At 59.1% G+C, this 25027-nt stretch carries 31 protein-coding genes; 14 read left to right on the top strand and 17 right to left on the bottom strand.

Annotated features, from left to right (window positions below):
• Positions 1 to 30 precede the first annotated feature (30 nt).
• Together sfsA and ACR0DT_RS11950 are read left to right on the top strand one after the other, a co-directional pair.
• On the top strand, positions 31 to 738 hold the full coding sequence (sfsA, locus tag ACR0DT_RS11955) for a DNA/RNA nuclease SfsA (protein WP_480710953.1): 708 nt from the start codon (positions 31 to 33) through the stop codon (positions 736 to 738).
• Positions 739 to 842: 104 nt separating this feature from the next.
• Positions 843 to 1985 carry an amidohydrolase gene (locus ACR0DT_RS11950; protein WP_480710952.1) on the top strand — a complete coding sequence of 381 codons (1143 nt, stop codon included), beginning with the start codon at positions 843 to 845 and terminating at the stop codon, positions 1983 to 1985.
• A 37-nt stretch (positions 1986 to 2022) separates the two neighbouring features.
• Here ACR0DT_RS11950 and ACR0DT_RS11945 read toward each other — a convergent pair whose 3' ends face one another.
• Positions 2023 to 3711: a tetratricopeptide repeat-containing sulfotransferase family protein gene (locus ACR0DT_RS11945; protein WP_480710951.1), complete on the bottom strand. Its 1689-nt coding sequence runs from the start codon at positions 3709 to 3711 to the stop codon at positions 2023 to 2025.
• A 178-nt stretch (positions 3712 to 3889) separates the two neighbouring features.
• Here ACR0DT_RS11945 and map point away from each other — a divergent pair, with 178 nt between their 5' ends.
• A complete protein-coding gene (map, locus tag ACR0DT_RS11940; RefSeq protein WP_480710950.1) occupies positions 3890 to 4702 on the top strand; it encodes a type I methionyl aminopeptidase in 813 nt (270 codons plus the stop codon).
• Here the strand turns inward: map and ACR0DT_RS11935 are convergent.
• The 4 genes from ACR0DT_RS11935 to ACR0DT_RS11920 form a co-directional block, all read right to left on the bottom strand.
• Positions 4690 to 4869: a hypothetical protein gene (locus tag ACR0DT_RS11935; RefSeq protein ID WP_480710949.1), complete on the bottom strand. Its 180-nt coding sequence runs from the start codon at positions 4867 to 4869 to the stop codon at positions 4690 to 4692. The two genes, map and ACR0DT_RS11935, sit on opposite strands and share 13 nt — an antisense overlap.
• Before the next feature lie 24 nt (positions 4870 to 4893).
• A complete protein-coding gene (locus tag ACR0DT_RS11930) occupies positions 4894 to 5529 on the bottom strand; it encodes an HAD family hydrolase (RefSeq protein ID WP_480710948.1) in 636 nt (211 codons plus the stop codon).
• Positions 5530 to 5615: 86 nt separating this feature from the next.
• Complete coding sequence (gene rsmD / locus ACR0DT_RS11925; RefSeq protein ID WP_480710947.1) at positions 5616 to 6173, bottom strand: 16S rRNA (guanine(966)-N(2))-methyltransferase RsmD; 558 nt, start codon at positions 6171 to 6173, stop codon at positions 5616 to 5618.
• A complete protein-coding gene (locus tag ACR0DT_RS11920; protein WP_480710946.1) occupies positions 6170 to 7381 on the bottom strand; it encodes an NAD(P)/FAD-dependent oxidoreductase in 1212 nt (403 codons plus the stop codon). Before ACR0DT_RS11920 ends, rsmD begins: the two co-directional genes overlap by 4 nt.
• A gap of 99 nt (positions 7382 to 7480) precedes the next feature.
• On the opposite strand from ACR0DT_RS11920, the gene ACR0DT_RS11915 reads away from it, so the two are divergent.
• The 4 genes from ACR0DT_RS11915 to ACR0DT_RS11900 all read left to right on the top strand — a co-directional run bounded on the left by ACR0DT_RS11915 (position 7481) and on the right by ACR0DT_RS11900 (position 8996).
• Positions 7481 to 7966 (top strand): redoxin family protein, encoded by a 486-nt coding sequence (locus ACR0DT_RS11915; protein ID WP_480710945.1) that lies wholly within the window; start codon positions 7481 to 7483, stop codon positions 7964 to 7966.
• Positions 7967 to 8070: 104 nt separating this feature from the next.
• Complete coding sequence (locus ACR0DT_RS11910) at positions 8071 to 8316, top strand: glycine zipper 2TM domain-containing protein (RefSeq protein WP_480710944.1); 246 nt, start codon at positions 8071 to 8073, stop codon at positions 8314 to 8316.
• Positions 8317 to 8327: 11 nt separating this feature from the next.
• Positions 8328 to 8675: an EF-hand domain-containing protein gene (locus ACR0DT_RS11905; protein ID WP_480710943.1), complete on the top strand. Its 348-nt coding sequence runs from the start codon at positions 8328 to 8330 to the stop codon at positions 8673 to 8675.
• 15 nt (positions 8676 to 8690) lie between these two features.
• Positions 8691 to 8996, top strand: a complete 306-nt coding sequence (locus tag ACR0DT_RS11900) for a hypothetical protein (protein ID WP_480710942.1) — start codon at positions 8691 to 8693, stop codon at positions 8994 to 8996.
• On the opposite strand, the gene ACR0DT_RS11895 is transcribed toward ACR0DT_RS11900, so the two are convergent.
• From ACR0DT_RS11895 to ACR0DT_RS11880, 4 genes are read right to left on the bottom strand one after another with little or no spacing between them, the layout of a single operon-like run.
• Complete coding sequence (locus ACR0DT_RS11895) at positions 8993 to 9286, bottom strand: 4a-hydroxytetrahydrobiopterin dehydratase (protein WP_480710941.1); 294 nt, start codon at positions 9284 to 9286, stop codon at positions 8993 to 8995. The genes ACR0DT_RS11900 and ACR0DT_RS11895 overlap by 4 nt on opposite strands.
• Positions 9283 to 10470 carry a GNAT family N-acetyltransferase gene (locus ACR0DT_RS11890; RefSeq protein ID WP_480710940.1) on the bottom strand — a complete coding sequence of 396 codons (1188 nt, stop codon included), beginning with the start codon at positions 10468 to 10470 and terminating at the stop codon, positions 9283 to 9285. Before ACR0DT_RS11890 ends, ACR0DT_RS11895 begins: the two co-directional genes overlap by 4 nt.
• Before the next feature lie 45 nt (positions 10471 to 10515).
• Complete coding sequence (locus ACR0DT_RS11885; RefSeq protein WP_480710939.1) at positions 10516 to 11283, bottom strand: glycerophosphodiester phosphodiesterase family protein; 768 nt, start codon at positions 11281 to 11283, stop codon at positions 10516 to 10518.
• Positions 11280 to 11735, bottom strand: coding sequence for a RidA family protein (locus tag ACR0DT_RS11880; protein ID WP_058282655.1), 456 nt, complete (start codon positions 11733 to 11735; stop codon positions 11280 to 11282). Before ACR0DT_RS11880 ends, ACR0DT_RS11885 begins: the two co-directional genes overlap by 4 nt.
• 337 nt (positions 11736 to 12072) lie before the next feature.
• Between ACR0DT_RS11880 and ACR0DT_RS11875 the strand changes: the two genes are divergently transcribed.
• Together ACR0DT_RS11875 and ACR0DT_RS11870 are read left to right on the top strand one after the other, a co-directional pair.
• Positions 12073 to 12843 (top strand): MlaA family lipoprotein, encoded by a 771-nt coding sequence (locus ACR0DT_RS11875; protein WP_480711028.1) that lies wholly within the window; start codon positions 12073 to 12075, stop codon positions 12841 to 12843.
• A complete protein-coding gene (locus ACR0DT_RS11870) occupies positions 12833 to 13441 on the top strand; it encodes an MlaC/ttg2D family ABC transporter substrate-binding protein (protein ID WP_480710938.1) in 609 nt (202 codons plus the stop codon). Before ACR0DT_RS11875 ends, ACR0DT_RS11870 begins: the two co-directional genes overlap by 11 nt.
• Before the next feature lie 55 nt (positions 13442 to 13496).
• Here the strand turns inward: ACR0DT_RS11870 and ACR0DT_RS11865 are convergent, their stop codons facing one another.
• The 4 genes from ACR0DT_RS11865 to ACR0DT_RS11850 are packed head-to-tail and all read right to left on the bottom strand — an operon-like array spanning position 13497 to position 17670.
• Positions 13497 to 14594 (bottom strand): ABC transporter ATP-binding protein, encoded by a 1098-nt coding sequence (locus tag ACR0DT_RS11865; RefSeq protein WP_480710937.1) that lies wholly within the window; start codon positions 14592 to 14594, stop codon positions 13497 to 13499.
• 3 nt (positions 14595 to 14597) lie between these two features.
• Positions 14598 to 15503, bottom strand: a complete 906-nt coding sequence (locus ACR0DT_RS11860) for a carbohydrate ABC transporter permease (protein WP_480710936.1) — start codon at positions 15501 to 15503, stop codon at positions 14598 to 14600.
• Positions 15496 to 16368, bottom strand: coding sequence for a carbohydrate ABC transporter permease (locus tag ACR0DT_RS11855; protein ID WP_170387762.1), 873 nt, complete (start codon positions 16366 to 16368; stop codon positions 15496 to 15498). Before ACR0DT_RS11855 ends, ACR0DT_RS11860 begins: the two co-directional genes overlap by 8 nt.
• A gap of 57 nt (positions 16369 to 16425) precedes the next feature.
• Entirely contained in the window at positions 16426 to 17670 is a 1245-nt protein-coding gene (locus ACR0DT_RS11850; protein WP_480710935.1) for an ABC transporter substrate-binding protein, read from the bottom strand.
• 219 nt (positions 17671 to 17889) lie between these two features.
• Between ACR0DT_RS11850 and ACR0DT_RS11845 the strand changes: the two genes are divergently transcribed.
• Complete coding sequence (locus tag ACR0DT_RS11845; protein ID WP_480710934.1) at positions 17890 to 18627, top strand: response regulator transcription factor; 738 nt, start codon at positions 17890 to 17892, stop codon at positions 18625 to 18627.
• Complete coding sequence (locus tag ACR0DT_RS11840; RefSeq protein ID WP_480710933.1) at positions 18624 to 20075, top strand: sensor histidine kinase; 1452 nt, start codon at positions 18624 to 18626, stop codon at positions 20073 to 20075. The genes ACR0DT_RS11845 and ACR0DT_RS11840 overlap by 4 nt, the downstream gene beginning before the upstream one ends.
• A 4-nt stretch (positions 20076 to 20079) precedes the next feature.
• Here the strand turns inward: ACR0DT_RS11840 and fliP are convergent, their stop codons facing one another.
• The 4 genes from fliP to fliF are packed head-to-tail and all read right to left on the bottom strand — an operon-like array spanning position 20080 to position 23276.
• Positions 20080 to 20811 carry a flagellar type III secretion system pore protein FliP gene (gene fliP / locus ACR0DT_RS11835; RefSeq protein WP_480710932.1) on the bottom strand — a complete coding sequence of 244 codons (732 nt, stop codon included), beginning with the start codon at positions 20809 to 20811 and terminating at the stop codon, positions 20080 to 20082.
• The gene (locus ACR0DT_RS11830) at positions 20811 to 21098 is read right to left on the bottom strand and encodes a FliM/FliN family flagellar motor switch protein (RefSeq protein ID WP_480710931.1); all 288 of its coding nucleotides are present in this window, start codon (positions 21096 to 21098) and stop codon (positions 20811 to 20813) included. The genes fliP and ACR0DT_RS11830 overlap by 1 nt, the downstream gene beginning before the upstream one ends.
• Positions 21091 to 21687, bottom strand: coding sequence for a FliH/SctL family protein (locus ACR0DT_RS11825; RefSeq protein WP_480710930.1), 597 nt, complete (start codon positions 21685 to 21687; stop codon positions 21091 to 21093). The genes ACR0DT_RS11830 and ACR0DT_RS11825 overlap by 8 nt, the downstream gene beginning before the upstream one ends.
• Positions 21687 to 23276, bottom strand: coding sequence for a flagellar basal-body MS-ring/collar protein FliF (gene fliF, locus ACR0DT_RS11820; protein WP_480710929.1), 1590 nt, complete (start codon positions 23274 to 23276; stop codon positions 21687 to 21689). The genes ACR0DT_RS11825 and fliF overlap by 1 nt, the downstream gene beginning before the upstream one ends.
• A gap of 119 nt (positions 23277 to 23395) precedes the next feature.
• On the opposite strand from fliF, the gene ACR0DT_RS11815 reads away from it, so the two are divergent.
• Genes ACR0DT_RS11815 through ACR0DT_RS11805 form a run of 3 tightly spaced genes read left to right on the top strand, consistent with a single transcriptional unit; the run spans position 23396 to position 24990 of the window.
• Positions 23396 to 23893 carry a flagellar basal body-associated FliL family protein gene (locus tag ACR0DT_RS11815; RefSeq protein WP_480710928.1) on the top strand — a complete coding sequence of 166 codons (498 nt, stop codon included), beginning with the start codon at positions 23396 to 23398 and terminating at the stop codon, positions 23891 to 23893.
• A gap of 9 nt (positions 23894 to 23902) precedes the next feature.
• Positions 23903 to 24418 (top strand): hypothetical protein, encoded by a 516-nt coding sequence (locus tag ACR0DT_RS11810; RefSeq protein ID WP_480710927.1) that lies wholly within the window; start codon positions 23903 to 23905, stop codon positions 24416 to 24418.
• On the top strand, positions 24415 to 24990 hold the full coding sequence (locus ACR0DT_RS11805) for a MotE family protein (RefSeq protein ID WP_480710926.1): 576 nt from the start codon (positions 24415 to 24417) through the stop codon (positions 24988 to 24990). The genes ACR0DT_RS11810 and ACR0DT_RS11805 overlap by 4 nt, the downstream gene beginning before the upstream one ends.
• The last annotated feature ends 37 nt before the right edge of the window (positions 24991 to 25027 follow it).

Here is a 25027-nt window from a genome sequence, read left to right as displayed (position 1 = left end):
GACCTTTGGGGCAGGTATAGGCCGGGGGGCATGAGATTTGAAACCCCCCTTGTCCCCGCCCGCCTGATCCGCCGCTACAAACGCTTTCTGGCCGATTGCACGTTAGAGGACGGGCGCGAGGTCACTGCCCATTGCGCCAACCCAGGCTCAATGATGGGTCTGGCTGAGCCGGGTGAGAAAATCTGGCTGGAGCCCAACGACGACCCGAAGAAGAAACTGAAGTACGGTTGGCGGCTGGTCGACCATGAGAACGGGCAATTTACTGGGGTCGACACCTCGGTCCCCAACAAAGCGTTACGCGCGGCGTTGGAAGCCGGAGAGGTCCCGGAATTGGCCGCCTATGAAACTATCCGACCCGAGGTGAAATACGGGGAAAACAGCCGGATCGACTTTCTGCTGACCCAGCCGGGCCTGCCGGACGCCTATGTCGAGGTCAAAAGCGTCACCCTGTCCCGCGAAGCGGGTCTGGCCGAGTTCCCCGACAGCGTCACCGCCCGCGGCACCAAACATTTGGGAGAGCTGGCCACCATGGCGGCGCAGGGTCATCGGGCGATCATGCTGTATCTGGTACAGCGCACCGATTGCGACCGGTTTGCGCTGGCCGCAGATATCGACCCGGCATACGCGGCGGCGTTCGAGGCAGCGCAGGCGCAAGGGGTCGAGCGGTTGGTTTACGACACGCGTATTTCGACCAGTGAAATCACCGTCGGCGAAAGACTTCGGGCGCAACCCAGGTAAGACCGGGATTTATCCGTCGCGCCCGTTGCCATTTACCGGCCGAAGCGTTTGACTAACGCGGGTCAACAGCACCAGCAACAAACCAGACAGTCAGGGGAACGCACTTGGAGTCCAATCGAGCAAATCTAGCTGCCCTGAGGCAAGATTTTCACCGCTTTCCGGAGCTTGGGTTCAACGAGATCCGCACCAAGGCCAAAGTGGCGGAATTTCTGCGCAATCTTGGACTGGACGTGCACGAGGGCATCGGGGTCGTTGGGGTGTTAAAAGCAGGGACCGGCAACCGGGCGATCGGCCTGCGCGCCGATATGGACGCCCTGCCAATCCATGAGACCAGCCAACACGATTACCCCTCGGAAACAGAAGGCGTGATGCATGCCTGCGGTCACGACGGCCACATGACGATGTTGCTGGGTGCTGCGCAGGTACTGGCCGCTGATCCGCGCTTCGATGGCACGATTGTTTTCGTCTTCCAGCCCAATGAAGAGCACGGGCTGGGCGCGCGGGCGATGATTGATGAAGGCATTCTGGAACAGTTTCCAGTGGATGAGATCTATGCCATTCACAACCTTCCCGGCGCCCCTGTCGGGCAGGTTTCGACACGGACCGGGTTGATCTGTTCCTCCGAAAGCCTGTTCGAGATTGCGATCACCGGTCAGGGGGGTCATGCCTCAATGCCGCAAGCGGGGCGGGATGCGATTACCATTGGTGCGGACATGGTGCAGTCGTTGCAGACCATCGTTTCGCGCAAACTTGCCCCCGGAGCCGGAGCGGTAGTGTCGGTGACCGAATTTCTGACCGACGGGCAGCGCAATGTTCTGCCGGGACATGCAACGTTGAAAGGCGACGTGCGTGCCCGCAGCCCCGAAGACCGCATCACGATCGAGAGCCTGATGCGCGAAATCGCGCGGGGTGTGGCCATCGCTCATGGTGTCTCGGTCGATGTCACCTTCAACACGGAATTCATCGAAACAATTAATGCCGAAGAACCCACGCAGGCTGTTGTCAGGGTTGCACAATCCATCGGGGCCGAAACCATATCCGACCGCCAACCCATGAGCTTTTCCGAAGATTTCGCCCATTTCAGTGCGGCCGTTCCTGGCTGTTTTCTGCTGATGGGGAATGGCGAAACCGGACCGCACGGACAACCGCTGCATTCCAGCGATTACGATTTCAACGATAAATTGCTCTTCTCGGGCGTTGATTTCTGGACCGCGCTTGCGCGGGATAGATTGCCTGTAAGGTATTAAATCAATGCGGCCTCAATTTGTGGGGCTGCAGCAGATTTCAAGCTTTCTGATCCTCTACACCGTCTATCACATTCAGAAAATCAGCCCACAATTCGGCATCCAGCCCCTTCAAAAACGGCTCAAACTGTTCGGCCACAGCCTGCCAGCCTCCGACCGAAGTAGCATTGACCGGTTTGCGCGCCTGCAGGTTACTGGCCGTTCTGATCGCATTCGGGGATTTATCCGGCGACAGCATCCTTTCCTCAAAGGGCAGATCACATACCCGGGCCAGCTCTTGTGCGGTGTCTTCCAGATTTCCCACCAACGTCTCGTACTGGATGTCGTGAATGTGGCCCGGCAAGACCTTGTGCCAGTGCCGCAGATAGCGTTGGTACCGGTTGGCTTCGGCTGCCATCCAGTTCAGATCATGGGTGTAATACAACCCACCCGCACCGAAATTCGCGCGCCACATGGACAGGGCAACATCACGCGGGTCGCGCAAAACGTTGAGGATCAAGGCATCTGGGAAAGCCTGCGCAATCTCGCCCAGAAACGCATAGTTCCCCGGCGCTTTGTCAACAAAAGCCACAGTGCCATCAGTCAACTCGGGCAGCTTATCCATGTAGTGATCGGCCAGTCTATTGCCCGCGCGCCACTCGGGCGGCTGCGCTTCGGCCTGCCTGACCCATTGATGTACGGATGCCAATTCGCCCAACCCCTGAACGGCAGAGTGACGGTCCAAAATACGCTCGACCAATGTGGTGCCTGACCGGGGCAGTCCAACCACGAAAATCGGGCGGGCACTATCTTCGAGCCGCTCGGACTCGGCCGCGGGCAAAGGGGAAGCCAGTCTTTTGTCACACTCTTGCGCGCTGCGCTTTTCCCACGTGTCAAACCCATCGCGCTGCCGCCTATGGGCCTCGGACAGGTGTTGCATTTCCAGCGGCGTGTTCTTTTCGCGACGGGCCAGGCTCGCCGCAGCAAAGCGCAGCATCACCTCATCCTGAGGGTTCGACAAGCCACGATCCAGCGCGCCATTAATCTGTGGCTTCAGCGTCGCGATGTCGTCAAATGTCAGGTTTGGCAGCCCCGCCATCATCTCAAGCGCTTCCGCATGGCCGGGTGCCAGTTGCAAGACCGCACGTAGGTTCTTTGCCACCTCACCAAGTTGACCCAGACCCATCTGAGATCTGGCCAGACGCAGCAGGCCAGGCAGAAACCTCGGGTTCTTTCGAACAAGCGCTGTCAGCACCTCGACGGCCTCTTCCCATTGATGCATCGCGTCCAATGCGTCCGCCTTCAGAATCTGCGCATTCAGATTGGCGGGTTCGCGTTTCAGGACCTGTTCGACGACAGCCAAAGCCTTGGCCGGTTCATGCTCTTGCACAAGGGCCAGCGCCTGAATGAAATGCTGCGCCGGGCTGAGGGGCCCACGGGCGCTGATTTTTTCGAGAAACTCCAGCGCGGCGGCGGGATCGCCGCCTTGAACCAAGCTCAGACCATAGTTCTGAATCAGCTCGGCATTGCCTGGGTCCAACTGCCACGCGCGTTCGAATTGCGTCTGCGCTTGCTTGAAGTTCTGCTGCTGAACCGCGCACAGGCCGGCCAGTCTGGGCAATGCAGCCGTCTTTGGCCATTTCTTGGCGGCCTTGGTGGCGCGTTTAAAGGCCCGGTCCGGCCGACCCGCCTTGAGAAGCTCGCTGATACTGGCGATTTCGGCTCTCAACTGGTCAGCTTTTCTTTGCATCTGCACGCCTTTCAATGTTCCGCGCACCTGCGCCGCCTTGCCTTGTGCTAGTTCAAAATTAGCTGAGGGTCTATACGCGATAAAAGTAGACTTGACGTAGCGGCCCTACGCCCTCTGGTACTTTCTGCACAAGCAGCGTAAAAGGAGTGCTGCGCGCAACATTTGGAGCTTCGCATCCATGAAAGAACATCGTGGCCGTCTGACCAAAGATGGCATCCGCATCTATGAACAAGGTGACTTTGCCGGCATGCACGCGGCAGGGGCATTGGCTGCGCGGATACTCGACGATATTGCGGAACATGTCTTTCCCGGCCAAACAACCGGTGAGATTGACCGCCTGATCACCCAGATGGTCGAGGATGCGGGCGCAACGTCGGCAACCATCGGCTACAAGGGGTATCAGCACGCAAGCTGTATCAGTGTGAATCACGTGGTCTGCCACGGCATCCCCGGCGACAAGCGCCTGAAGGATGGCGACATCCTGAATATCGACGTCACCGTCATAGTTGACGGCTGGTTCGGCGATACTTCGCGCATGTATGTGGCCGGCAAGCTACCGCGCAAGGCGGAACGTCTGATCCAGGTGACCCATGACGCGCTGTTCAAGGGCATCGAGATGGTCAAGCCGGGAAACACCTTCGGCGATATCGGTCACGCGATTCAGGCCTATGTCGAAGCGCACCGCATGAGCGTTGTCCGCGATTTCTGCGGCCACGGGCTGGGCCGTGTGTTCCACGCCCCGCCAAACGTGCTGCACTATGGCCGTCCGGGCACCGGAGCGAAGCTGGAAGAAGGCATGTTCTTCACCATTGAACCGATGGTCAATTTGGGCCGCCCCGAGACCAAGACGCTGGCCGATGACTGGACCGCCGTGACCCGCGACAAGTCACTGTCGGCACAGTTCGAACATTCGGTGGGTGTGACGGCAGATGGGGTCGAGATCTTTACTCTGTCACCGGGCAGCAAGTTCCACCCGACCTATTCGTCCTGATCGCTGGCCTGATCGCGCATCAGTTTCAACAGCATCGTCTCATCCCTCCACGGCGTCACGGCGTCGTGGATGAACACCGGCGCGCGCAGTGGTTTGCGTTCAGGGGCTGTAGCCGAGTCCGTATCCTTTGAAAGGGTCCAGTTTGAAGGGGTCAGGGTGCGGTCCATGCCGCGGATGCTAACACGCCCGGGTCAGATTCCCAAAAGCGACTGAACCTCGGCCATATCGGTAAAGACTTCAGCGCCCAGTTCCGCCAGCGCCTCACCCTGCCCGTGCGGCGTATAGGCCAGGCATCGCATACCCGCGCGTTTGGCTGCCATCACGCCGTTCTGGCTGTCTTCGATCACCACCGGCGTGGTGGCGCCAAATTGATCGGCAGCCGTCTGGAACATGACCGGATCAGGCTTAGCTGTTCCCAAAACATGGGCCGAGTACATCGCGCCGCTAAAACGTTCCCACAATCCGTTCTGACCCAAAGTGATCTTCATTTTGTCCGGGCTACCATTCGAGGCGACGCAGAAAGGGATGCCCTTGGTGTCCAGCGCGGTCAGCAGTTCCGGAATACCCTGAACCAGATCCACGCCTTGTCTTAAGCGGTCATAGGTTTCTGCATACACCTCATCGACCCAATCGTCTGGCAGGTTCGCACCCAGCGCGCGCGCCTTGTCGCGAACCCCGGTCATCGTGCCGCCAAGGAAGAATGCAACACTGTCTTCCAGTGTCAGGTTCAGCCCGTACCGCCCGAGGTTGTCGACCAGCACCTGATTGGACAGCGGCTCACTGTCCACAAGAACGCCGTCGCAATCGAAAATGACCAGATCGTGCATCTTTGCCCTCGTTGTTTTGCACTGTGCCTAGCCAACCGTGCGCGTGGGTGCAAACCAGGCGTCAGCGTAACTTTGCCCGCAGAGTTTCAGCCTGAAACATTTCGCCACATCAATGAGATATGCGTGTCGCCGTATTTGCGGCTGTCCTGCAGGTCGAACCCCTGCGGCGCGATCATGGGGCTGTTTTCCTCCCACACGATCAATGCATCGTCAGCAATCCAACCATGGGACAAGGCGACGATGGCTTTCTGCCCCAGAGATTTCCCATAAGGCGGGTCCAGAAAGATCAGATCGTAGGGCGCACCTTGGTTTTCACCCAACCGAGTGGCGTCGCGGCGGATCAGGTCCGTTCGGTCAGAACTGCGGGTCAGGTCAATATTCTTGCGGATCAGTCCTTGTGCCACCCGCCCGTCATCCACAAAGGTCACATGTGCAGCGCCACGCGACAGCGCCTCAAGCCCCAGCGCGCCGGTTCCTGCGAACAGGTCCAGCACGCGCAGCCCGTCAAAGTCGATCTGGTGACCCAATACATTGAACAGGCTTTCGCGCACACGGTCGGTGGTGGGGCGCAGATGTGCGCCCGCATCCCCTTTGCCAACCGAGGCCAAGGCTCGGCCCCGGAACTCTCCGGCGATGATCCTCACGCCTTGAGCAGCGGTTTAAGGTCCGCGTCAGGGTCGACCACAACAGCCGGATCAGCGGTTTTTCCCATCTCAATCAGGCGCTTGCCGACCATATAAGCACGCGGGTCATTCATCGCGTCCACAGCAATCAGCCGCTCGCCGTTGTAATACCAAAAGGACACGGTCTGGCCCTCGCCCTGACGAGTCACCACGCGATCATAGCCGGTGTTCAGGCCTGCGATCTGCAGTTTGACGTCATACTGATCCGACCAGAACCAAGGTGTTGCTACATAATCCTTGGCCGCGCCCAGCATGTTTTGGGCCACAACCTCGGCCTGATCAATTGCGTTCGGCACGCTTTCCAGACGAATACGGGCATCACCATGTGGGAAGGACGCGCAATCCCCTGCTGCCCAGATCGACGGATCAGAGGTGCGGCCATGCGCATCGGTCTTGATGCCGTTGTCCAATTCAAGCCCTGCCATCTCGGCCAGTTGGGTCGACGGCACGATGCCGACGCCAACAACAACGAAATCAACCTGCACCTCGGTACCGTCGGTCAGAACAGCACCGACCACCTTGCCGTTTTCACCGACTAGACGATCCAGCCCCACCCCTTCGCGGATATCGGCTCCATAATCGGCATGCAGAGCGCGGAAGTAGTCGCTGGTCTCGGGTGCGGCGACCCGTTGTAGGATGCGGTCGGCCATCTCAACCAGGGTCACCTTGACCCCGCGCTTGGCACAGACCGCCGCAGCCTCGAGCCCGATATAGCCGCCGCCCACGATCAGGGCGCGCGCGCCGTCTTTTACCCGCGGTTCCATCTCGTCGATATGGGCCAGATCGCGCACCACATGCACGCCTTCAAGATCGCCGCCAATTGCAGCAGGCAGATAGCGCGGGTCCGAACCTGTGGTCAGGGCCAACTCGTCATAGGAGATCACCTCATCCCCAACGGTCACGGTTTTGGCCTGCGGATCAATCGCAGTCACGCGCTGGCCCAGACGCAGGGTGATGTTGTTTTCGGCATAGAAACTCTCGGGCCGCAGGAACAGGCGTTCCAATTCCATCTCGCCCAGCAGATAAGCCTTGGACAGCGGCGGACGCTGATACGGCAAATGCGGCTCGGCCCCGATCAGGGTAATGTCCCCCTCGAACCCGTCCTTACGCAGTCTGGCGACAAGCGATGATCCCGCCTGCCCCGCACCGATGACGACAATATGGCTCATGTTCCTCCCGCCCTGTCGAATTCCCGTGGTCTCATCCACGCGACCACCTATATTGCGGCTGAGCCCGACTCTGCAAATCCAAACGACAGGAGCTTAAAAATGATTTCAAAAGGTGACACACTGCCAGACGCCACATTGACGCAACTCGGCGCAGACGGCCCCGAAGAGGTGCGGATTTCAGACAAGATCAAAGGACGCAAAGTAGTGATCTTTGCAGTGCCCGGTGCATACACACCAACCTGCAGTTCGGCCCATGTGCCCAGCTTCATCCGCACCAAGGACCAGTTCACGGCCAAAGGCGTGGATGAGATCATCTGCGTCTCGGTCAACGATCCGTTTGTGATGAAAGCCTGGGGCGAGGCCACGGGCGCGGCTGATGCGGGCCTGACCATGCTGGGCGATGCCTCGGCGGAATTTACCAAGGCCATCGGCATGGAATTCGATGCCCCACCCGCCGGGCTTTATACCCGGTCCAAGCGTTATGCCATGTTGGTCGAAGACGGCAAAGTGACCGCGCTGAACCTGGAAGAAAGCCCCGGTGCTTGCGAGATTTCGGCGGGTGAGACCCTGTTGGACGCGATCTGAATCCGCGCTCGGCCCCGGGTCACCTCGGGGCCTTGAACGCTATTTAACTTGATGCAACGCCCTGATCCGCCAATAGTTGTGGCATACAATCAGGGAGTTCATTTATGAAACTGAAAGTATTTGTCCTAGTGCTGGGCGCGGCGGGCGCACTGGCCGCCTGCGGCCCGGCGCCCACCCCTCAGCAACAGGCGGCGCGGCAGCATGAAATTGCCTGCCTCAGCGGGTCACTGGGCGGAGCGCTGATTGGCGGCGCAATCGGCAACCAATTCGGTGGCGGGTCAGGTAAATCCATCCTGACAGCGGCAGGCGCAGCCGCTGGCGCCGTTGAAGGCAACAGATTCGCATGCTGAGGAGAGCCAAGATGACACGTGGAATATTGATTGCTGCGGCTCTTGTGCTGGCTGGTGCGGCCACGGCTGAAACCGTCGGCGAGCTGCATGAAAATGAGCTGAAAGCCATCGACAAGAACAATGACGGTTTCCTGTCCCGCGATGAATTCAACGCCTTTTCCGATTATGCTTTTCAGGAAATGGATGACGACAGGAATGGCACGCTGGGCTTGGACGAGGCCAAGCCGTTTCTGGACATAAAACAGTTTCAGGACGTTGACCGCGACAATGATGACTTTATCTCAAGGGCGGAATACGACGCGCAGATGAATGACGATTTCAACGCGGCGGATAAGGACGGCAACGGTCAATTGGACTAGCAACAGGAGCGCACGATGAACAAATGGATCGGTTTGGGTGCGCTTACACTGCTTGCGGCGTGCGATGCGCCGCAGGCGCCGGTTGTGACCGGACCAGACGGGCAGGAACGGATTCAGATCAACACATCCGGGCTGACCTGTTACAAAACCCGCTGTCTGGACATTAACCCAGCCGCGCGCAGTGTCCGTCAGATCGGAAACCGGACAACTGGTATTCCGCGCGACATCGATGTCAGCAGTGGCACCGTAACACCCGCCGAGTTCGAGCAGATGGGCATAACCGCATCGCTTGCGGGCGGGGTCGGTTCAGGCAACCGTTAGCACAGACTGTCCATCTTGCGCGCCAGCTTGGCGTCCAGCGCCGAAATGCCGCCGACGTCATGGGTTGCCAGCGTCACCTCGACCGTGCGGTAGACGTTGGACCATTCGGGGTGGTGATTCCACTTTTCGGCAAAAATCGCCACCTGCGTCATCCAGCCAAAAGCGTGCACGAAATCTTCGAAGATAAAAGTCTTGGTGATCGCATCCCGGTTATCGACCATGGTCCAACCGTTGTCGAACAGAGGGTCCAGAAGCGGTCCGCGGGTCTCGGGCGACAGTAGTTTGGTCATTGCTGTTCCTCCGGGTTTGATTTCCTGAACGGACCGTATTCCGTCAGAATTTCAATCTCTTGTCCCAATGCGTGGGCCTCGGCGTCCAGATATTTCTTGATCGCATCGGCAAAGCCGGGGTCGGCGACCCAATGCAAGCTATGCGTGCGCATCGGCAGATAGCCCCGCGCCAGCTTGTGTTCGCCCTGCGCGCCGGCCTCAACACGGGCCAAACCCTGCGCAATGGCAAAGTCGATCGCCCTATAGTAGCACAATTCGAAATGCAGGCAGGGGTGATGTTCGACGCAGCCCCAATAACGACCATAAAGCGTTTCGCGTCCGATAAAGTTCAGCGCCCCGGCAATTGGATAGCCATTTCGTTCTGCCAGAACCAGCGCCATATCATCGGCCATGGTTTCCTGAGCGATATCAAAGAATTGCCGCGTCAGGTAAGGCGACCCCCATTTCCGCGCGCCAGTATCTTGATAGAACCGCCAGAATGCGTCCCAATGTTCAGGACGCAGATCATCGCCGGTCAGCGTGCGGATTTCCCCACCAAAGCCACAAGCCTGCGCGCGTTCCTTGCGGATATTCTTGCGCTTGCGCGAGGACAGCGCGGTCAGAAATCCGTCAAAATCTGCATACTGATCATTGAGCCAGTGAAACTGCTGCGACTGGCGCAGCAGCAGGCCCATCTGTTCCCCCGCCAGCGCCTCACCTTCGGTACAGAATGTGGCGTGGACCGAAGACACCCGGTTATCGGCTGCAATCTGTACGGCCCCCTGCACCAGGGCCGACATGCCCGGCACCTCATATCCTGGCCGCACCAGAAAGCGTCGACCGGTGGCAGGGGTGAATGGCACCGCGATCTGCAGTTTGGGGTAATACTGCCCACCGGCGTTTTCATAGGCATGAGCCCAGTTGTGGTCGAAGATATATTCACCCTGACTGTGTGATTTGGCGTACATCGGCGCGGCCGCGATCATCATCCCGTCCAGATAAGCAGTCAGGTATTGCGGTTGCCATCCGGTGCCCTGCCCGACAGAACCGCTGTTTTCCAGCGCCAGCAGGAACCGATGCGTTGTAAAAGGATCAAGCGGTCGCCCGCCATCGGCGGCCTCGGGGCAGGCACAAGCGTCCCAATCGGCCGCAGGAATCTGCGAGAGCGATCCCAGAACCTGAACTTCGATTTGTGCCTGATCCATGTGCCCTCCGCGTCTGATCTTTATCTGTGACACCGGGGGGCAGGTTCAACCCGGATGCGGGGCTAAATAACCTTCGAAGGTCACGTTGTCGGCAACGGCACGGGCCTCAACCTCTTGTTCGGGCGAGCGTACGGTCCAGCACAGTACCGGCACACCGCGCGCCTTCAGTTCGGCCACGCGGGGACGGAACAGGTCGGCAACCTCATGACTGATGAAACTGGCGCCGACCCTGTCGAAATCGGGAATCTCACGCAGGTGATCGCAGACCTTTTGCGGCAACAGTTCGACCTTGGGTTGGTAAGAACAGGTCACCAACCCGCGTGGCAGATGGGGGGCAAGACGGGCCAGCTCAGCCACGCTGTTGGGGTTGAACGACATCAACGCGACTGGTCCGTCATATCCTTGCAAAGCCCGCACGGCGTCAGCCTCGAGCGGCCCGACATCGGGACCCATCGCACCGTCCTGATCCTTGAACTCGATCAACAAGGGCACCTTGCCACCCACAATCTCAAGCACTTCGTCCAACGTCGGAATGCCGTCATCTGCGTGCAGCAATTGCGTCGCCTGCGCCCGTGTCGCCGACACCTGCTGAATGGGACCAGGCTGACCGGTCAGGCGTGTCATGTCATAGTCATGAAACACCATCGCCTGCTTGTCCGAGGTCAGTTGCAAGTCGATCTCGATCCCGTACCCGGCCTCGACAGCAGCACGTACGGCCGCCCGGCTGTTTTCCGGGCGGCTATCCAAGAGATCATGCAGCGCCCGATGGGCTATCGGGGCTTGCAAGAATACGGATGGCAGAGAAGGTGTCATTGAACCTCGAAAATACCTTCGATTTCGACGGCCACGCCCAGCGGCAATGCCGCGGCGCTGACGGCGGAACGGGAATGGCGACCAGCCTCGCCCAACGCCTCGACCAGGAAGTCCGACGCGCCGTTGATCACCTGCGGCTGCGCAGTGAAATCGGCGGTCGAGTTCACGAAGCCAGTCAGTTTGATCACTTTCACCAGCTTATCGATATCTCCACCACAAGCCGCCTTGACCTGCGCCAACAAGTTGATGGCGCAAACTTTCGCCGCCGCAGCCCCGGCTTCGATTTCCATGTCATCGCCCAGTTTGCCGGTAATCAGATCGTCATCCTTGGATATCTGCCCCGAGACATAAACAATATTGCCTACGCGCACGAAGGGCACATAGTTCGCCGCCGGCGCAGGCGCGTCCGGCAGATTGACGCCCAGGCTTTCCAGTTTTGCTGCGATGCTCATGAGGTTTCCTCCAAATAATGAGTCGCGGCGAAGCTAACGAGGAAGACCCGGATCGGAAAGTACGAAAAACAAGGATGGACGGGCTTGAGCGGTAAGCGTAACTCTTCTCATGCCGAACAGTTGAACCTGTGCCGCTTTACGTAAGCCCATTGCACAGGTTAAACGCTATCTGTTTCAAACTGGATGCGAAACGTATATGTGACATCGGATTAGGCCGTACTAAATGGCCACAGGCAGTATTGATTGATAGTTCGGGCCAAAAGAACCCGAATGTTTAGGAGTGGCAAAGACCGTGTTGAGCAGACCCCGCCTGAAGCACCTGATCGTCCTGTCCGTGATGACAGTCCTTGGCGCCTGTGCCACGCGCCCCCCGGAAGGAACGCCACCGGGCGCGGTGTTTGATCCCTATGAAAACACCAACCGCGGCATCCACAAGTTCAATCTGGGCGTCGACCGGTTCCTGTTCCGTCCGGCCTCGAAAGGCTACGTCAAGATCGTACCGGATCCAATGGTGACCAGCTTCAACCATTTTGCCGAGAACCTGACAATGCCCGGGCAGGCATTGGACTATCTGTTGCAGGGTAATGTCAAACAATCCGGCAACGCTTTGCTGCGGTTTGTGGTCAATACCACGGTGGGCGGTTTGGGCTTGTCTGATCCCGCCGCCGAACTGAACCTGCCGCCGGTCGATACCGATTTCGGCGAGACCCTGCATGTCTGGGGTGTCGGCGAGGGCGCCTATGTCGAACTGCCCTTTTATGGCCCGTCTACCCAACGGGACGCGATTGGCGTCGTAGTCAATCTGTTCTCGAATCCGATCAATTTCTCTCCGGTCCGTCCGGTCGACAATATCGGCGTCTACGCCGAGGTCGTCAGACGCATGGGTGATCGGGGCCGGTTCTCGGACACGGTGGATTCGATCCTGTATGAAAGCGCTGACAGCTATGCGCAGGCACAGACAATTTTCATTCAGAACCGCCGCTTTGAACTGGCACGCGATGATGAAGACGCCTATCTGGGTCTGTACGATGACCCTTATGCAGATATCGGGACTGACCCAGTCAGGGACCCCTACCTAGACCCCTACGAGGACCCCTATGCCGAATAACAATCTGAATAGACGCGGTTTTATCGCCACCGGCCTGGCCGGTTTGGCGCTGACCGCCATGCCCGCTTTTGCCCAGACCGAAGCCAGCGCCAAGGCGTTGGTTGTCAGTGTCGTGGACGACATCAACCGCGTGATCGCCTCGGGTAAATCCGAAAAGGCGATGATCCGCGATTTTGAAAAGATCTTCGTGCAATATGCGGATGTGCCGATCATGGCGCGCTATGTGCTGGGGGCCGATGGCAGATCAGCCAGCCCGTCGCAGATCAAGCAATTCACCAGTGCGTTTCAGGGCTATATTTCCAACAAATATGGCCGCCGGTTTCGCGAATTTATTGGTGGCCAGGTCACTGTTCGCAATGCCCGCAAGATCAAGGCAGGCTATGAGGTGCGCACCTCGGTCAAGTTGCAAGGTTCATCCCCGTTCGAAGTAACCTTCCTGGTGTCGGATAAATCAGGCCGTGACAAGTTCTTCAACATGTTCATCGAAGGGGTGAATATGCTGCTGACCGAGCGGACCGAGATCGGTGCCATGCTGGATGCGCGCGGCGGTGATCTGAACCGTCTGATCAAGGATATGAAACGGAACAAGGTCAGCTGATCCGGTTCACAAATTGAAAAAAGCCGCGCGATTGGGTTCGCGCGGCTTTTTTTGTTTAGTTCAACCTTTCACCGGTTTCTTTGGCGAAATAGGACACCTTGCTCATGTCAAAGGCCAGGTTCAACATCTCGCCAGCCTGCGCACTGGTTTCCGCGTGCAGACGCGCCGTGACCTGTTTGCCACCCAGTTCCGAGACCACATAGGTGTCCGCCCCTGCCGGTTCGACCATATCGACCATACAGGCAGCCTCTTGTACGCCGTCGCCTGCGCGGAAGCCGGCCTCGGCAATGTCCTCGGGGCGCAGGCCCAGAATCACATCCTTGGGCAGTGACAGGTCGCGGGCATCGTTCAGGACCAGCGTCTCGCCTGTTTCGCGGGCAATGGCGATCTGAGTGCCCGGTCCGCCTTTGGACGCCTGCGCCGGGATCAGGTTCATCGCAGGTGAGCCCATGAAATCGGCGACAAACAGGTTGGCCGGATTATTGTATATCTCGGCCGGGCTGCCGATCTGCTGCACGATCCCGCCTTTCAGAACCACGATCTTGGTCGCCAGAGTCATCGCCTCAATCTGGTCATGGGTCACGTAGACGATGGATGCGTCCAGGGTCTGGTGTAGTTTCTTGATCTCGGTCCGCATTTCGACCCGCAGTTTGGCGTCGAGGTTAGACAGAGGTTCGTCGAACAGGAACAGCTTGGGATCGCGCACCAGCGCCCGACCCATCGCCACCCTCTGACGCTGACCGCCCGACAACTGGCTGGGGCGGCGGCTTAGCAGTGGTTCGATCTGCAGCAGCGAGGCAACCTCATTCAGCTTGGCCTCCTGCGTTGCCTGATCGACCCCGCGCACTTTCATGCCGAAAGTGATGTTCTTCGCCACCGACATGGTCGGGTACAGGGCGTAGGACTGGAACACCATTGCGATGTCGCGATCCTTGGGGCTGACATGGGTCATGTCCTTGCCCCCGATGGACAGCGTGCCGCCGGTGATTTCCTCCAGCCCCGCAATACAGTTCAGCAGGGTGGACTTGCCGCAGCCCGAGGGGCCAACCAGCACCAGGAAATCGCCCGGCTCGATCGAAATGTTGATGTCCTTCAGAACCTCGGTCGCGCCGTAATTCTTGTACAGATTGTTGATATCGAGGATGGGAGCCATGGGTTATCCCTTCACTGAGCCAGCGGTCAGACCGCGGATGAAATACTTACCGGCGACGACATAGACGAGCAGCGTCGGCAGCCCCGCGATGATCGCGGCGGCCATGTCGACGTTGTACTCTTTCACGCCGGTGGTGGAGTTTACGATGTTGTTGAGCGCCACGGTCACGGGCTGCGTCCCCGCTTGGCTGAACGACACGCCGAACAGGAAGTCATTCCAGATCTGCGTGAACTGCCAGATCACCGTCACCACGATAATGGGCAACGACAGCGGCAGGAAAATCGACCAGAAGATCCGCAAGAACCCGGCACCATCGACACGGGCGGCCTTGGTCAATTCGGCCGGGATGGTGACATAGTAGTTGCGGAAAAACAGCGTAGTGAAGCCAAGCCCGTAGATCACGTGCACAAAGATCAGGCCCGGAATGGTTCCGGCGATCCCCATCAGACCCAGCAGACGCGCCATTGGCAGCAGCACGACCTGAAACGGGATGAAGCAGCCAAACAGCATCAGCGAGAAGATGATATTCGCGCCTTTGAACCGCCACTGCGCCACGACATAGCCGTTCAGTGCGCCCAGCAGGGTCGAGATGGCCACTGCAGGCACCGCGATCAGGACCGAGTTCCAGAAGTATGGCCGCAGGCCTTCACACTGAATGCCGGTACAAGCGCTGGACCATGCAGTTTTCCAGGCGTCAAAGCTGACCTCACGCGGCAGCGAAATAAGGCTGCCAGTGCGGATTTCCTCAAGGCTTTTCAGCGACGTGGTCAACATCACGAATAGCGGCATCAGGTAATACAGCGCGAATAGGCCCAGCAGGACATACAGCAACCAACGCAAGGCAATCTTGCCAGCGGCACTTTGGCTGCGGGGTTCAGTTTGGGATTGGGGCATCGACAGATCAGTCATTTTTCGCCCTCAGCTCTGAGTAAAGATAGGGAACCACGATGGCAAAGACGACCAGCATCATGATCATCGCGGACGAAGCCGCCTGACCGATATCACCGCGCGAAAACGCCATGGCGTACATGTAAGTGGCGGGCAGATCGGTTGCGTAACCGGGACCACCGCCTGTCAGGGCGATGACTAGGTCAAAACTCTTGATCGCGAGGTGCGCCAGAACAATGAAAGCGGACAGGAAGATCGGCGCCATCGAGGGGATGATGATCGCGGTATAGATGCGCCATGTGGGGATCCCATCGACCTGCGCGGCCTTGATGATCTCACCATCCACCGACCGCAGACCGGCCAGAAACAGCGCCATGACGAAGCCCGAGCTCTGCCAGATCGCGGCCATTACGATGGTGTAGATGGCGTAATCGGGGTTCACCAGCCAGTCGAACTCGAAATTTGTGAAGCCCCAGCCTTGCACCATGGATTCGATGCCCAGACCCGGGTTAAGAATCCACTTCCACGCGGTGCCGGTCACGATCATCGACAGCGCCATGGGGTACAGGTAGATGGTGCGGATCGCGCCTTCGACACGGATCTTCTGATCCAGCAGGATGGCCAGCAACAGGCCCAGCACCATCGCAATCACGATGAACAGCGCGCCAAAGATATACAGGTTGTTGATTGCCGTATCCCAGCGGGGCGAGTCGAACAGGCGTTCATACTGGATGAAGCCCTTGATCTCGTATTTCGGCAGTAGTTTCGATCGGGTCAGCGACACCCATGCGGTCCATCCGATAAAGCCATAGACAAAGATCAATACAGCGATGAACGACGGTGCCAGCACCACCTTGGGCAGGTGGTTTTCCAGCCATTCGGACATTTTTTCCTCCGGGGAAAGATGCTCTGCCCCTCATTATAGGGGGCAGAGCGTGTTGGATCAGTAGCTGTTGGCTACTGCGTCCGCTAATTGCTGAACCGCGTCAGCCGAGGACATTTCCGAGTTGAAATGCGCGGTCACTACGTCAGTGATCGCACCAGATTGCGAACCGCGCAGTGCCATGCCGTGCGCATAGGACGGCAACAGCGATCCTGCAGAAGAGGTCGAGCCCATTTCTTCGGCCGACAGGTTGGCACAGATATCAAAGTCATCCAGAGCCACGTCGGTGCGTGCCGGGATCGAGCCCTTGTTCAGGTTGAACACTTTCTGGAAGTTCGGCGCCACGATCAGCTTGGCCAGCAAGTCCTGACCGGCTTTCTTGTCGTCGCCGTCCACGTTGAACATGGCAAAGCTGTCGACGTTGTACAGATAGCCGTCGCCGGGGGTCGAGGCGCACAGGAAATCCTCGCCAGGTTTCTTGCCCGCCGCCAGGAATTCACCCTTGGCCCAGTCGCCCATGATCTGGAACGCGGCTTCGCCGTTCATCACCATCGCTGTGGCAAGGTTCCAGTCGCGGCCCGAGAAGTTTTCATCCACATAGCCGCGCATCAGGCGCATCTGGTCAAATGCCTGCACCATCGTGTCCGAAGTCAGCGCCTCGGGGTCCAGATCAACCAGTGCTTTCTGGTAAAACTCGGGGCCGCCGATGCCCAGAACAACGGCCTCGAATACGGTTGCGTCCTGCCAGGACTGTCCACCGTGCGCCAGCGGGATCACACCGGCGTCCATCAGCTTGACGGCAGCGGCGTTGAACTCATCCCACGTACTCGGCATTTCGATACCATTGGCCGCCAGCACGTCTGCGTTGGCCCAGATCCAGTCTACACGGTGCACATTCACCGGAGCCGCGCACCATGTGCCTTCGCACATCATGTGGCCTGCGATGGAGGCAGGCAGGACATCTGCCCAGCCCTCGGCCTCGGCGACCGAGGAAATATCGGCCAGCACGCCCTCTTCATACCATTCTTGAATGGCTGGGCCTTTCAACTGAACGGCGGTCGGTGCATTGCCCGCCAGAACACGGGCGCGCAGTGCGGTCATTGCCGCATCACCGCCACCGCCGGCCACCGGCATGTCGGTCCAAGTGCCGCCGTTCGAGGCGAACTCTTCCTGCAAAACAGCCACCGATTTGGCCTCACCCCCCGAGGTCCACCAGTGCAGAACTTCGGCCTGCGGACCGGCCAGAACCGACGACCCGGCCACCACGGCCAAAGTCGAAACGGTCGCAAATGCAAAACGCTTCATATTGTTTCTCCTCCCTAGAGAACCTTGTGACTGCCAAAGCAGCGATGTCCGCCATACTGCGGACAGATTGCCGCCTGGCAACGCGGAATCCGGGTCAATTGCCCACCAACGTTCAGAAATTCACCGCTTTTGTTACAGCGTGTTACGTTGACATTGAATCTGTTTCCGTTCGTTACAATGCATGATGTCGGAGGAACAGTAATTGGGAGGGAAAACCGCGTGAGCATTCCGCGACTTTTGGTAGTGGATGACGACCCTGAAATGCGGTCGATGATGACACAGTTCCTGCATCAGAACGGGTTCATCGCGCTGCCCGCGAGCTCCGAAGCTGAAATCCGCAGCCATCTGACAGCAGGGCGGATCGACCTGATCCTGTTAGACGTGATGCTTGGGGATGAGAACGGAGTCGAGATCTGCGCGCGTCTTCGGACGGAACAAGATGTGCCAATTATTTTGGTCTCGGCCCTGTCCGCCGACCATCAGCGCATGGCGGGGTATGAGGTCGGGGCCGATGACTATATCGCCAAACCATTCAACCCGCAGCTAATGCTGGCCCGGGTCCGCGCGGTGATGCAGCGCGCCCGGCGTACGCCGTCGCTGGCCTATCGCCGTCGCACGCACAGCTTTCGGTTCAACGACTGGGTCTATGACGGCAAGCGGGATGAGGTTCATTCGCCCGAAGGCTATATGGTCCCTTTGTCGCAACGGGAAACCGCGCTGCTCAAGGTCTTGCTTGCCAACCCGCATATCCCACTGACCCGGGATGAAATTGCCGCCGCACTGGACGTCACCGGCAGCGCTGACAAGCCCGAGGCGCAGGGCCGCGCCATCGACATGCTGGTCGGGCGGCTGCGATCAAAGATCGAGGCCAATCCGAAAGACCCCCAAATGGTGCGCACCGAACGCGGGGTCGGTTACGTCTTTGCGGCTGAGGTGTCGGTGGAAGAGGACGCATGACCGTCCGCGCCCCGCGCCTGCGCAGCCTGGGCTGGATCTGGGTCGGCGCCGCTTTTGCCTCGGGACTTTTATCCGCCGGGCTGTGGTTTTCCTCGGCCCGCGCGTGGGACGACTTTCTGACCCGCGCCTATGTCGCAGGTTTTTCCGTCTATGAAGAGTTGCGGGTCAGCAAAATCCCTCCGCCGGGGATCACAATCACCCCTTTGACGCCCGAGGCCGCGCAATTGGCCGAGGTCGGTCGGTTCGAACAGTTGCCGGGCCTGTCAGACCGCAGCTTTGTCACCAACCTGTCGATCCTCACTGACAACACCGCCCCCCTGGCTGGGCGCGAGCTGACGCTGGCGGTGATGTCCGACCGGTTGGTTTATCCGGTATCAGACCTTCTCTCCCGCGTTGATCAGACCGGAGCCGAGAAGATGGGTAATCTTACCCGTCTGCTGGCCACTTATTGCAGCGAACCCATCTTGATCGCCCGGTTCGGGCACCGGGTCTGGCAGCAGGTGGATGGCACCAATATTTGGGGCTGCAAGGCTGCCCCTACCGACCTGCGCCTGCCCGCCATTCTGGCCGCAATTGTGGCTTTGGCGGTCATTCTGACCTCGATCGGCAATGTCTCGGACAGTTTCACCCGGTTTTCTCACGCCCTGCGCGACCGCAAGCGCCGGGGTGGGCCGAACAGCTATGATGCAGACGGCCCGGCGGAACTGCGCGAGATCGTGTCCGCCGTGAACGACCATCTTGATGCGGAACGTATGCAGTTGGAAAATCGCGCCACCGTTCTGTCCGGCGTCAGTCACGACCTTGGCACTCCCGCCACGCGCGTTCGCCTGCGCGCTGCCTTGATCGCTGATGACGAACTGCGCGAAAAGCTTGAGGCCGATGTGGATCAGATGACTGGCATGATCGAAAGCGTGTTGACCTATACGCGCTCGGAACTCAGCGTCGAGGAACCCCGTCAGATTTCCCTGACTGCGTTGGTTGAATCTCTGGTCGCCGATTATCAGGACATGGACTTGCCCGTGACCCTGAAGAAAATCGCCCCGGTCGCCGTCGAAGGCGCGCCCTCGGTCTTCATGTCCCGGCGCGGGCACGGATCACTGCCTGAAACACGGCGGATGCTGGTGATGGGGCGGCCTATCTCATTGAAACGAGCCCTAACTAATTTGATCGACAATGCCCTGAAATACGGCCGTCATGCCGAGGTTCAGCTGGAAACCGACGCCCGCACCGCAACCATTACCGTCGAGGACAAGGGCACAGATCTGACCGTCGATGATATCGAAAACCTGATGGCCCCGTTCCGGCGCGGCTCGAACATCGGGTCATCCGACGGGTTCGGCTTGGGCTTGACGATCGTTGCCACGATTGCCGAACAACACGGTGGTTCCCTCAGTTTCGAGGCCGGGGATCAGGGGTTGCGCGCGCGGATGCAAATCACCCGGCAGTGACAGTCTAGCTCATGTAGCTGCGCACCAGCGCCCCGGCGATCAATGACCAGCCATCCGCAATCACGAAAAACGCCAATTTGAACGGCAGGGACACGGTCGCGGGCGGCACCATCATCATCCCCATCGACATCAGCACCGCCGCCACGACCAGATCGATGATCAGAAACGGCAGGAATATCAGAAAGCCGATCTGAAAGGCACGGGCGATCTCGGACAGCATGAAAGATGGCATCAGGATCGACAGCGGCGCCTCGGGCGTCAGGGCGATGGCATCTCCGCCGGGTCGCAAGGCCGCCATGGCATGAAACGTATCCGGGTCCAACCGCGCGGCCATAAAGGCGCGGAAGGGTTGAATGGCGATCTGCAACGCTGGTTCGACCTCCATCCTGTCTTCGACCATCGGCCGGATGCCGGTAACCCAAGCCTCGGAGAATACTGGCTCCATGATGAAATAGGTCAGGAACATCGCCAGGCTGACGATCAGCATGTTGGGCGGCGATTGCTGCAATCCAATCCCCTGCCGTAGAATGGCCAGTACGGTGATCAGAAACGGAAAACACGTGACCATAATCGCCAGCCCAGGTGCCAGGCTAAGGATCGTGATCAGCAGAATCAGCTGGATGGTTCGCGCCGAGATCGAACCGCCCTCGCCCAATGACAGCGACAGCTCTTGCGCCGCGGCCAGAGACGGGGCCAGCGTCACCAGTGCAACAACCAGCCAAAGCAGAACCCGCATCAACCGATCCCGTTCTGCAGATCCGCAATCTCAGTCAGGCGCACGGCAAGCTGCCCGGCCTGATCGCCCTCCATCTCTTCCAACAGGCCGCGGGCAACCAGCTGGTCGCCGACATACAGGTCAACCGGGTCCTCGATCCGTTTATCCAGTATCAGCACGGCGTTTTCACCCATATTCAGCAGGTCTCGGATCAGGGGGCGCGCACGGCCGACCGAGACCGTAACCTCAATCGGAACCGCTTCGAACGGGTTGGCTTTTTCGGATTTCGGGGTCTGGGGGTCACTCATGGTTCACTGCCTCGTTTGCCTCAAATACATATGCGTCAAATGCCCCTGCGACAGCAGCGAGCAGACCGCTGCAATCCACCTCGCGCTGGGATGTGCCGACCTGCAACCGGGCCTGTCCGGGCTCTAACGATGGGTCCTCAATCACACGTGTGGGTGCGGACATCTCTTGCGGCAGCAGGGCCTCTACCTCAGCCGCACGACCCTTGGGTGCGAAGACCTGCATCGGCTGTCCTATTTGTTCCTTCGCCATTTCGGTCAATTGTTCGGCCAACCGGGCAGCAAATCCACGATCCAGCGTTTCGGGCAGAACCGCGCTCACAAGGCTCTGAAACATCGGCTCCAGCGACAGGGTCATGCGGGTGACAGCCTCGTGATAGGTGAAGGACATGTCTTCCAACGACCTGGCCAACCCGTCCGAGACCTGCCCCCGGCTTTGTTCTTGCGCCTGAACCGCGTCTTCCCAGCCGGCGCTATAGCCTTGTTCGAACGCGGCCAGCCGCTGTTCTTCCAGCGCGTCCTCGTCCAGCAGGTGCAGCTTGCCGCCGCCAGCCTGCAGCGTGAAATCCTCAAGAAGATGGGCAATCGACATCAGACACGCTCCTCCCCTTCTTCGAGCCAGCTGCGCAGGATCTCGACGGTCTCTTCCTGTTTATCGCCAATCATCGCCCGCAACCGATCGACCGGATCAACCCCCGTCTGCGCTGCCAGCGCCGGGACGTCGCCCGCGACGGCCTGCCCAGGCAGCGCAGTGAATTGTCCGTTCTCGCCAGTCGCGATTTCACCAGTCAGAACAGCCTCGGGCTCAGGCCCCGTCCCGGCGGGCAGCAAGGCCGGAGCCATCGCCGGCTTGGTCAGGATCGGGCTGATCACGAACAGCCCTAGCACCAGCGAAACAATCGCCAGCACCACCATCTGGATCAGCGACATCGCGTCGAAATGCACCTTTTGCCAGATCGAGGCAGCGGCCAGCGTTCCCTGCGGTTCAACCATCGGCAGATCCAAAGATTTCAGGGTGATGACATCCCCACGCTCGGCGTCGAATCCCACGGCCGAGGCCACAAGCTCCTTCAACGCATCCATCTCGGCCTCTGGCATCGGTTCGAAGGTTTCGACCCCAGCCCCATCCACAGAGCGCGTGCCGTTAACCAGAACGGCAACTGTCAGGCGTTTGATTGCGCCGGGAGCATTATGAACTTCCAGCTCGGTTTCCGAGACCTCATAATTCACCCGTTCCCGCGTCTGCGTCGCGTTCGAGTTCGATTCGTCCCCACCCGCGCCATCACCATCCGGCAGGTTCGAGGCCACGGTGACGTCAGCGGATTGGTTGCGGGCGCTGTCCGAGCGTTCCTCAACATCGGTACTTATGGCGACGCGGCCATTGGGGTCAAAACGGCGTTCGCGGATGGATTCGGTCTTGGTCACCGTATCAACGCTGACCTCAACCACCGCATTTCCCGTGCCTACGCGCGCCTCAACCAGTCGCATCACACGCTCACGCAGCTGCCGCGCCTTGTCATCAGCGGTATCGGTGGCAGCGGCGGTTTCCTGCGCCCCAATCACCGCACCGTTCGAATCAATCACGGTAACATTCTCGGGCGCTAATCCGCTTACGGCAGACGCCACCAGAAACCGAATCGCCTTGGCCTGATCGGATGAGATCTGCGCCCCCGACGGCACCAGATAGACCGAAGCCGTCGGCGCCACGCTGCGCTGAAACGGGTTGGACGATCCGTTGGCGATATGAACCCGCGCTTGATTGACATGAGGACCGCCAACGATGGTTCGGGCCAGCTCACCCTCTTTCGCGCGCCAATAGGCGGCGTCAAACATCTGCGATGTGGTGCCAAATCCGCTAAGCGAATCCAGCAATTCGTAGCCTTGGTTGCCGTTGGCGGGCAGCCCTTCACTGGCGAGTGTCATGCGGAGCTCATCCCGCTGCGATCCGGGCACATAGATCGAGCTGCCCCGAATCTCATAAGGAATCCCGCGCTGGTCCAGCGAGCGAACGACATCCCCCGCCGCACCGCTTTCCAACCCGGCATAAAGCAAGGTCATCGACGGCGCTGTGACCAGCCGCGACATCGCAATGACCCCAAGAAATACCAGTACGACTGCACCGGCGACGATGATTTGTTTACGCCTGTCCAAACTTGCCCAGACAGTTCCGATCTGCTGCACGCTCACCTCCGACTCGCCGACATTCTGCCCGGCGCATCCCTTGTTTGAACGATTGCCCTTAACAATCGGTTAGTCCCTGCCGGGTTATGACGATTGCAGAACGCACAAATGAGGACGTCATGACTGACGCGACTGCAGAACAGGCAGAAGCCCCAAAAAAATCTAGGAAAAAAGGGATGATCCTAGGGGTGATTCTGGCTGTGACCGGGGCAGCCGGTGGTTACTTCCTGACGTCGTCCGGATTGCTGCCATTTAGTGGCAAACCGGCGATGGAAGAGACCAAGGAAAAGGACAAAGGCGAGGCGGTAAAGGCGCTACCGCAGGTGGGATTCATTGATCTGCCACCTGTGATTGTTTCGGTGAACGCAGGCGATTCGCGGCATCTGAAATTTCACGCTCAGCTTGAGGTGAACAGCGAATACACCGGCGATGTGGAAAAAATGAAACCCCGAATCATGGACGTTCTGAACGGGTATCTACGCGCGGTTGAAGTGTCGGATCTTGAGGATTCTCTGGCCCTGATGCGCATCCGCGGACACCTGCTGCGTCGCATTGAAATCGTCGTCGGAGAAGGTCGCGTGCGCGACGTTCTCGTGATGGAATTCGTTTTGAACTAGGAGGCGAAGTTGGAGCTGATTGCAGATATTTTGCTTGTCGCCGGCGCGCTGGGTGCAGGTCTTTATTGTTTCGTGCTGTCCCGGCGGCTGAAACGCTTCACTGATCTGGAAAAAGGCGTGGGCGGTGCGGTGGCTGTTCTGTCCACTCAGGCGGATGAGTTGAAGAAGTCACTGGGCGCAGCGCGTGACGCTTCGGACCAGTCCGGCGCGGCGCTGAAAGAACTAACACAGCGGGCCGAATCGGTGGCGCAGCGGCTGGAGTTGATGATGGCGTCCATGCATGACGTCGTTCCGCCTCAGGACACGGCCACGCAGCCGGTCGAGACTGCCGAAATCCCAGAAGACGCCGGCACCACGATCGAAGACCCTGAGGAACCCACCACAACAGAGCCAGAAGAGGCTGTTGAATCGACCGAAACGCCCGAGAAACCGGAAAAGGAGGCGGCCACAACGGCATCGGCTAAGGGGCCTGGTGGTCTAATGTTCTTCCGGCACAACCGCTCTCAGCGTGAGGCAGCGACATGACCCGCCAGAAAACCGATAGGCGTCCAAGGGGCGGTGTATTGGCTGTCATCTCAATGTTGATGATCGGGTCGGCTGCGATCCGTCTTGGGCTGGAAGCGGGTCCAGCATTGGCCAAAACAACCGAACCTTCCGCCCCCAATGCCAAGTCGGCGCAGGCCGACCTGCCTGGTGCACAGGTTTTGCTGACCGAATTGCTGCGCCGGGAAGAAGCACTGAAACAGCGCGAGGCTGCGGCGCTGGACAAGGAAAAGGCGCTGGCCATCGCCGATCAGGCAATAGAAACGCGACTGGTTGCCTTGCAAGAAGCCGAAGAGGCCCTGCGTGCGACGCTCGCCATCGCCGAAAAAGCTGCCGAGACAGATCTGACGCGCCTGACAGATGTCTATCAAAGCATGAAACCTAAAGATGCTGCCGCTTTGTTTGAAACGATGGACCCAAGTTTTGCCGCTGGATTCCTGTCCCGCATGCCGCCGGACGCGGCTGCTGGCGTTCTGGCCGGGCTAAACCCCGAGGTCGCCTATACCATCAGCGTCATAATGGCAGGCCGCAACGCTGCAGCCCCGCAGGAATAACACTCTCAACCCGCACAGGATTTTGCTGGAGATCACC

The sequence above is a fragment of the Ruegeria sp. BI11 genome, assembly GCF_056538005.1.
Note: the sequence above shows the minus strand (reverse complement) of the source record. Positions and strands in the feature narration are given on the sequence as shown.

What these genes read in the sequence shown, in the direction of transcription:
- ACR0DT_RS11830 (WP_480710931.1), bottom strand. Translation starts at nt 21,098, where the DNA reads ATGAGTGACCCCCAGACCCCGAAATCCGAAAAAGCCAACCCGTTCGAA.
- map (WP_480710950.1), top strand. Translation starts at nt 3,890, where the DNA reads ATGAAAGAACATCGTGGCCGTCTGACCAAAGATGGCATCCGCATCTAT.
- ACR0DT_RS11850 (WP_480710935.1), bottom strand. Translation starts at nt 17,670, where the DNA reads ATGAAGCGTTTTGCATTTGCGACCGTTTCGACTTTGGCCGTGGTGGCC.
- fliP (WP_480710932.1), bottom strand. Translation starts at nt 20,811, where the DNA reads ATGCGGGTTCTGCTTTGGCTGGTTGTTGCACTGGTGACGCTGGCCCCG.
- ACR0DT_RS11870 (WP_480710938.1), top strand. Translation starts at nt 12,833, where the DNA reads ATGCCGAATAACAATCTGAATAGACGCGGTTTTATCGCCACCGGCCTG.
- ACR0DT_RS11935 (WP_480710949.1), bottom strand. Translation starts at nt 4,869, where the DNA reads ATGGACCGCACCCTGACCCCTTCAAACTGGACCCTTTCAAAGGATACG.
- ACR0DT_RS11900 (WP_480710942.1), top strand. Translation starts at nt 8,691, where the DNA reads ATGAACAAATGGATCGGTTTGGGTGCGCTTACACTGCTTGCGGCGTGC.
- ACR0DT_RS11895 (WP_480710941.1), bottom strand. Translation starts at nt 9,286, where the DNA reads ATGACCAAACTACTGTCGCCCGAGACCCGCGGACCGCTTCTGGACCCT.
- ACR0DT_RS11825 (WP_480710930.1), bottom strand. Translation starts at nt 21,687, where the DNA reads ATGTCGATTGCCCATCTTCTTGAGGATTTCACGCTGCAGGCTGGCGGC.
- ACR0DT_RS11840 (WP_480710933.1), top strand. Translation starts at nt 18,624, where the DNA reads ATGACCGTCCGCGCCCCGCGCCTGCGCAGCCTGGGCTGGATCTGGGTC.
- ACR0DT_RS11930 (WP_480710948.1), bottom strand. Translation starts at nt 5,529, where the DNA reads ATGCACGATCTGGTCATTTTCGATTGCGACGGCGTTCTTGTGGACAGT.
- ACR0DT_RS11855 (WP_170387762.1), bottom strand. Translation starts at nt 16,368, where the DNA reads ATGTCCGAATGGCTGGAAAACCACCTGCCCAAGGTGGTGCTGGCACCG.
- ACR0DT_RS11880 (WP_058282655.1), bottom strand. Translation starts at nt 11,735, where the DNA reads ATGAGCATCGCAGCAAAACTGGAAAGCCTGGGCGTCAATCTGCCGGAC.
- ACR0DT_RS11945 (WP_480710951.1), bottom strand. Translation starts at nt 3,711, where the DNA reads ATGCAAAGAAAAGCTGACCAGTTGAGAGCCGAAATCGCCAGTATCAGC.
- ACR0DT_RS11875 (WP_480711028.1), top strand. Translation starts at nt 12,073, where the DNA reads ATGACAGTCCTTGGCGCCTGTGCCACGCGCCCCCCGGAAGGAACGCCA.
- ACR0DT_RS11920 (WP_480710946.1), bottom strand. Translation starts at nt 7,381, where the DNA reads ATGAGCCATATTGTCGTCATCGGTGCGGGGCAGGCGGGATCATCGCTT.
- ACR0DT_RS11885 (WP_480710939.1), bottom strand. Translation starts at nt 11,283, where the DNA reads ATGACACCTTCTCTGCCATCCGTATTCTTGCAAGCCCCGATAGCCCAT.
- ACR0DT_RS11910 (WP_480710944.1), top strand. Translation starts at nt 8,071, where the DNA reads ATGAAACTGAAAGTATTTGTCCTAGTGCTGGGCGCGGCGGGCGCACTG.
- ACR0DT_RS11860 (WP_480710936.1), bottom strand. Translation starts at nt 15,503, where the DNA reads ATGACTGATCTGTCGATGCCCCAATCCCAAACTGAACCCCGCAGCCAA.
- sfsA (WP_480710953.1), top strand. Translation starts at nt 31, where the DNA reads ATGAGATTTGAAACCCCCCTTGTCCCCGCCCGCCTGATCCGCCGCTAC.
- ACR0DT_RS11815 (WP_480710928.1), top strand. Translation starts at nt 23,396, where the DNA reads ATGACTGACGCGACTGCAGAACAGGCAGAAGCCCCAAAAAAATCTAGG.
- ACR0DT_RS11805 (WP_480710926.1), top strand. Translation starts at nt 24,415, where the DNA reads ATGACCCGCCAGAAAACCGATAGGCGTCCAAGGGGCGGTGTATTGGCT.
- ACR0DT_RS11890 (WP_480710940.1), bottom strand. Translation starts at nt 10,470, where the DNA reads ATGGATCAGGCACAAATCGAAGTTCAGGTTCTGGGATCGCTCTCGCAG.
- ACR0DT_RS11915 (WP_480710945.1), top strand. Translation starts at nt 7,481, where the DNA reads ATGATTTCAAAAGGTGACACACTGCCAGACGCCACATTGACGCAACTC.
- ACR0DT_RS11865 (WP_480710937.1), bottom strand. Translation starts at nt 14,594, where the DNA reads ATGGCTCCCATCCTCGATATCAACAATCTGTACAAGAATTACGGCGCG.
- ACR0DT_RS11905 (WP_480710943.1), top strand. Translation starts at nt 8,328, where the DNA reads ATGACACGTGGAATATTGATTGCTGCGGCTCTTGTGCTGGCTGGTGCG.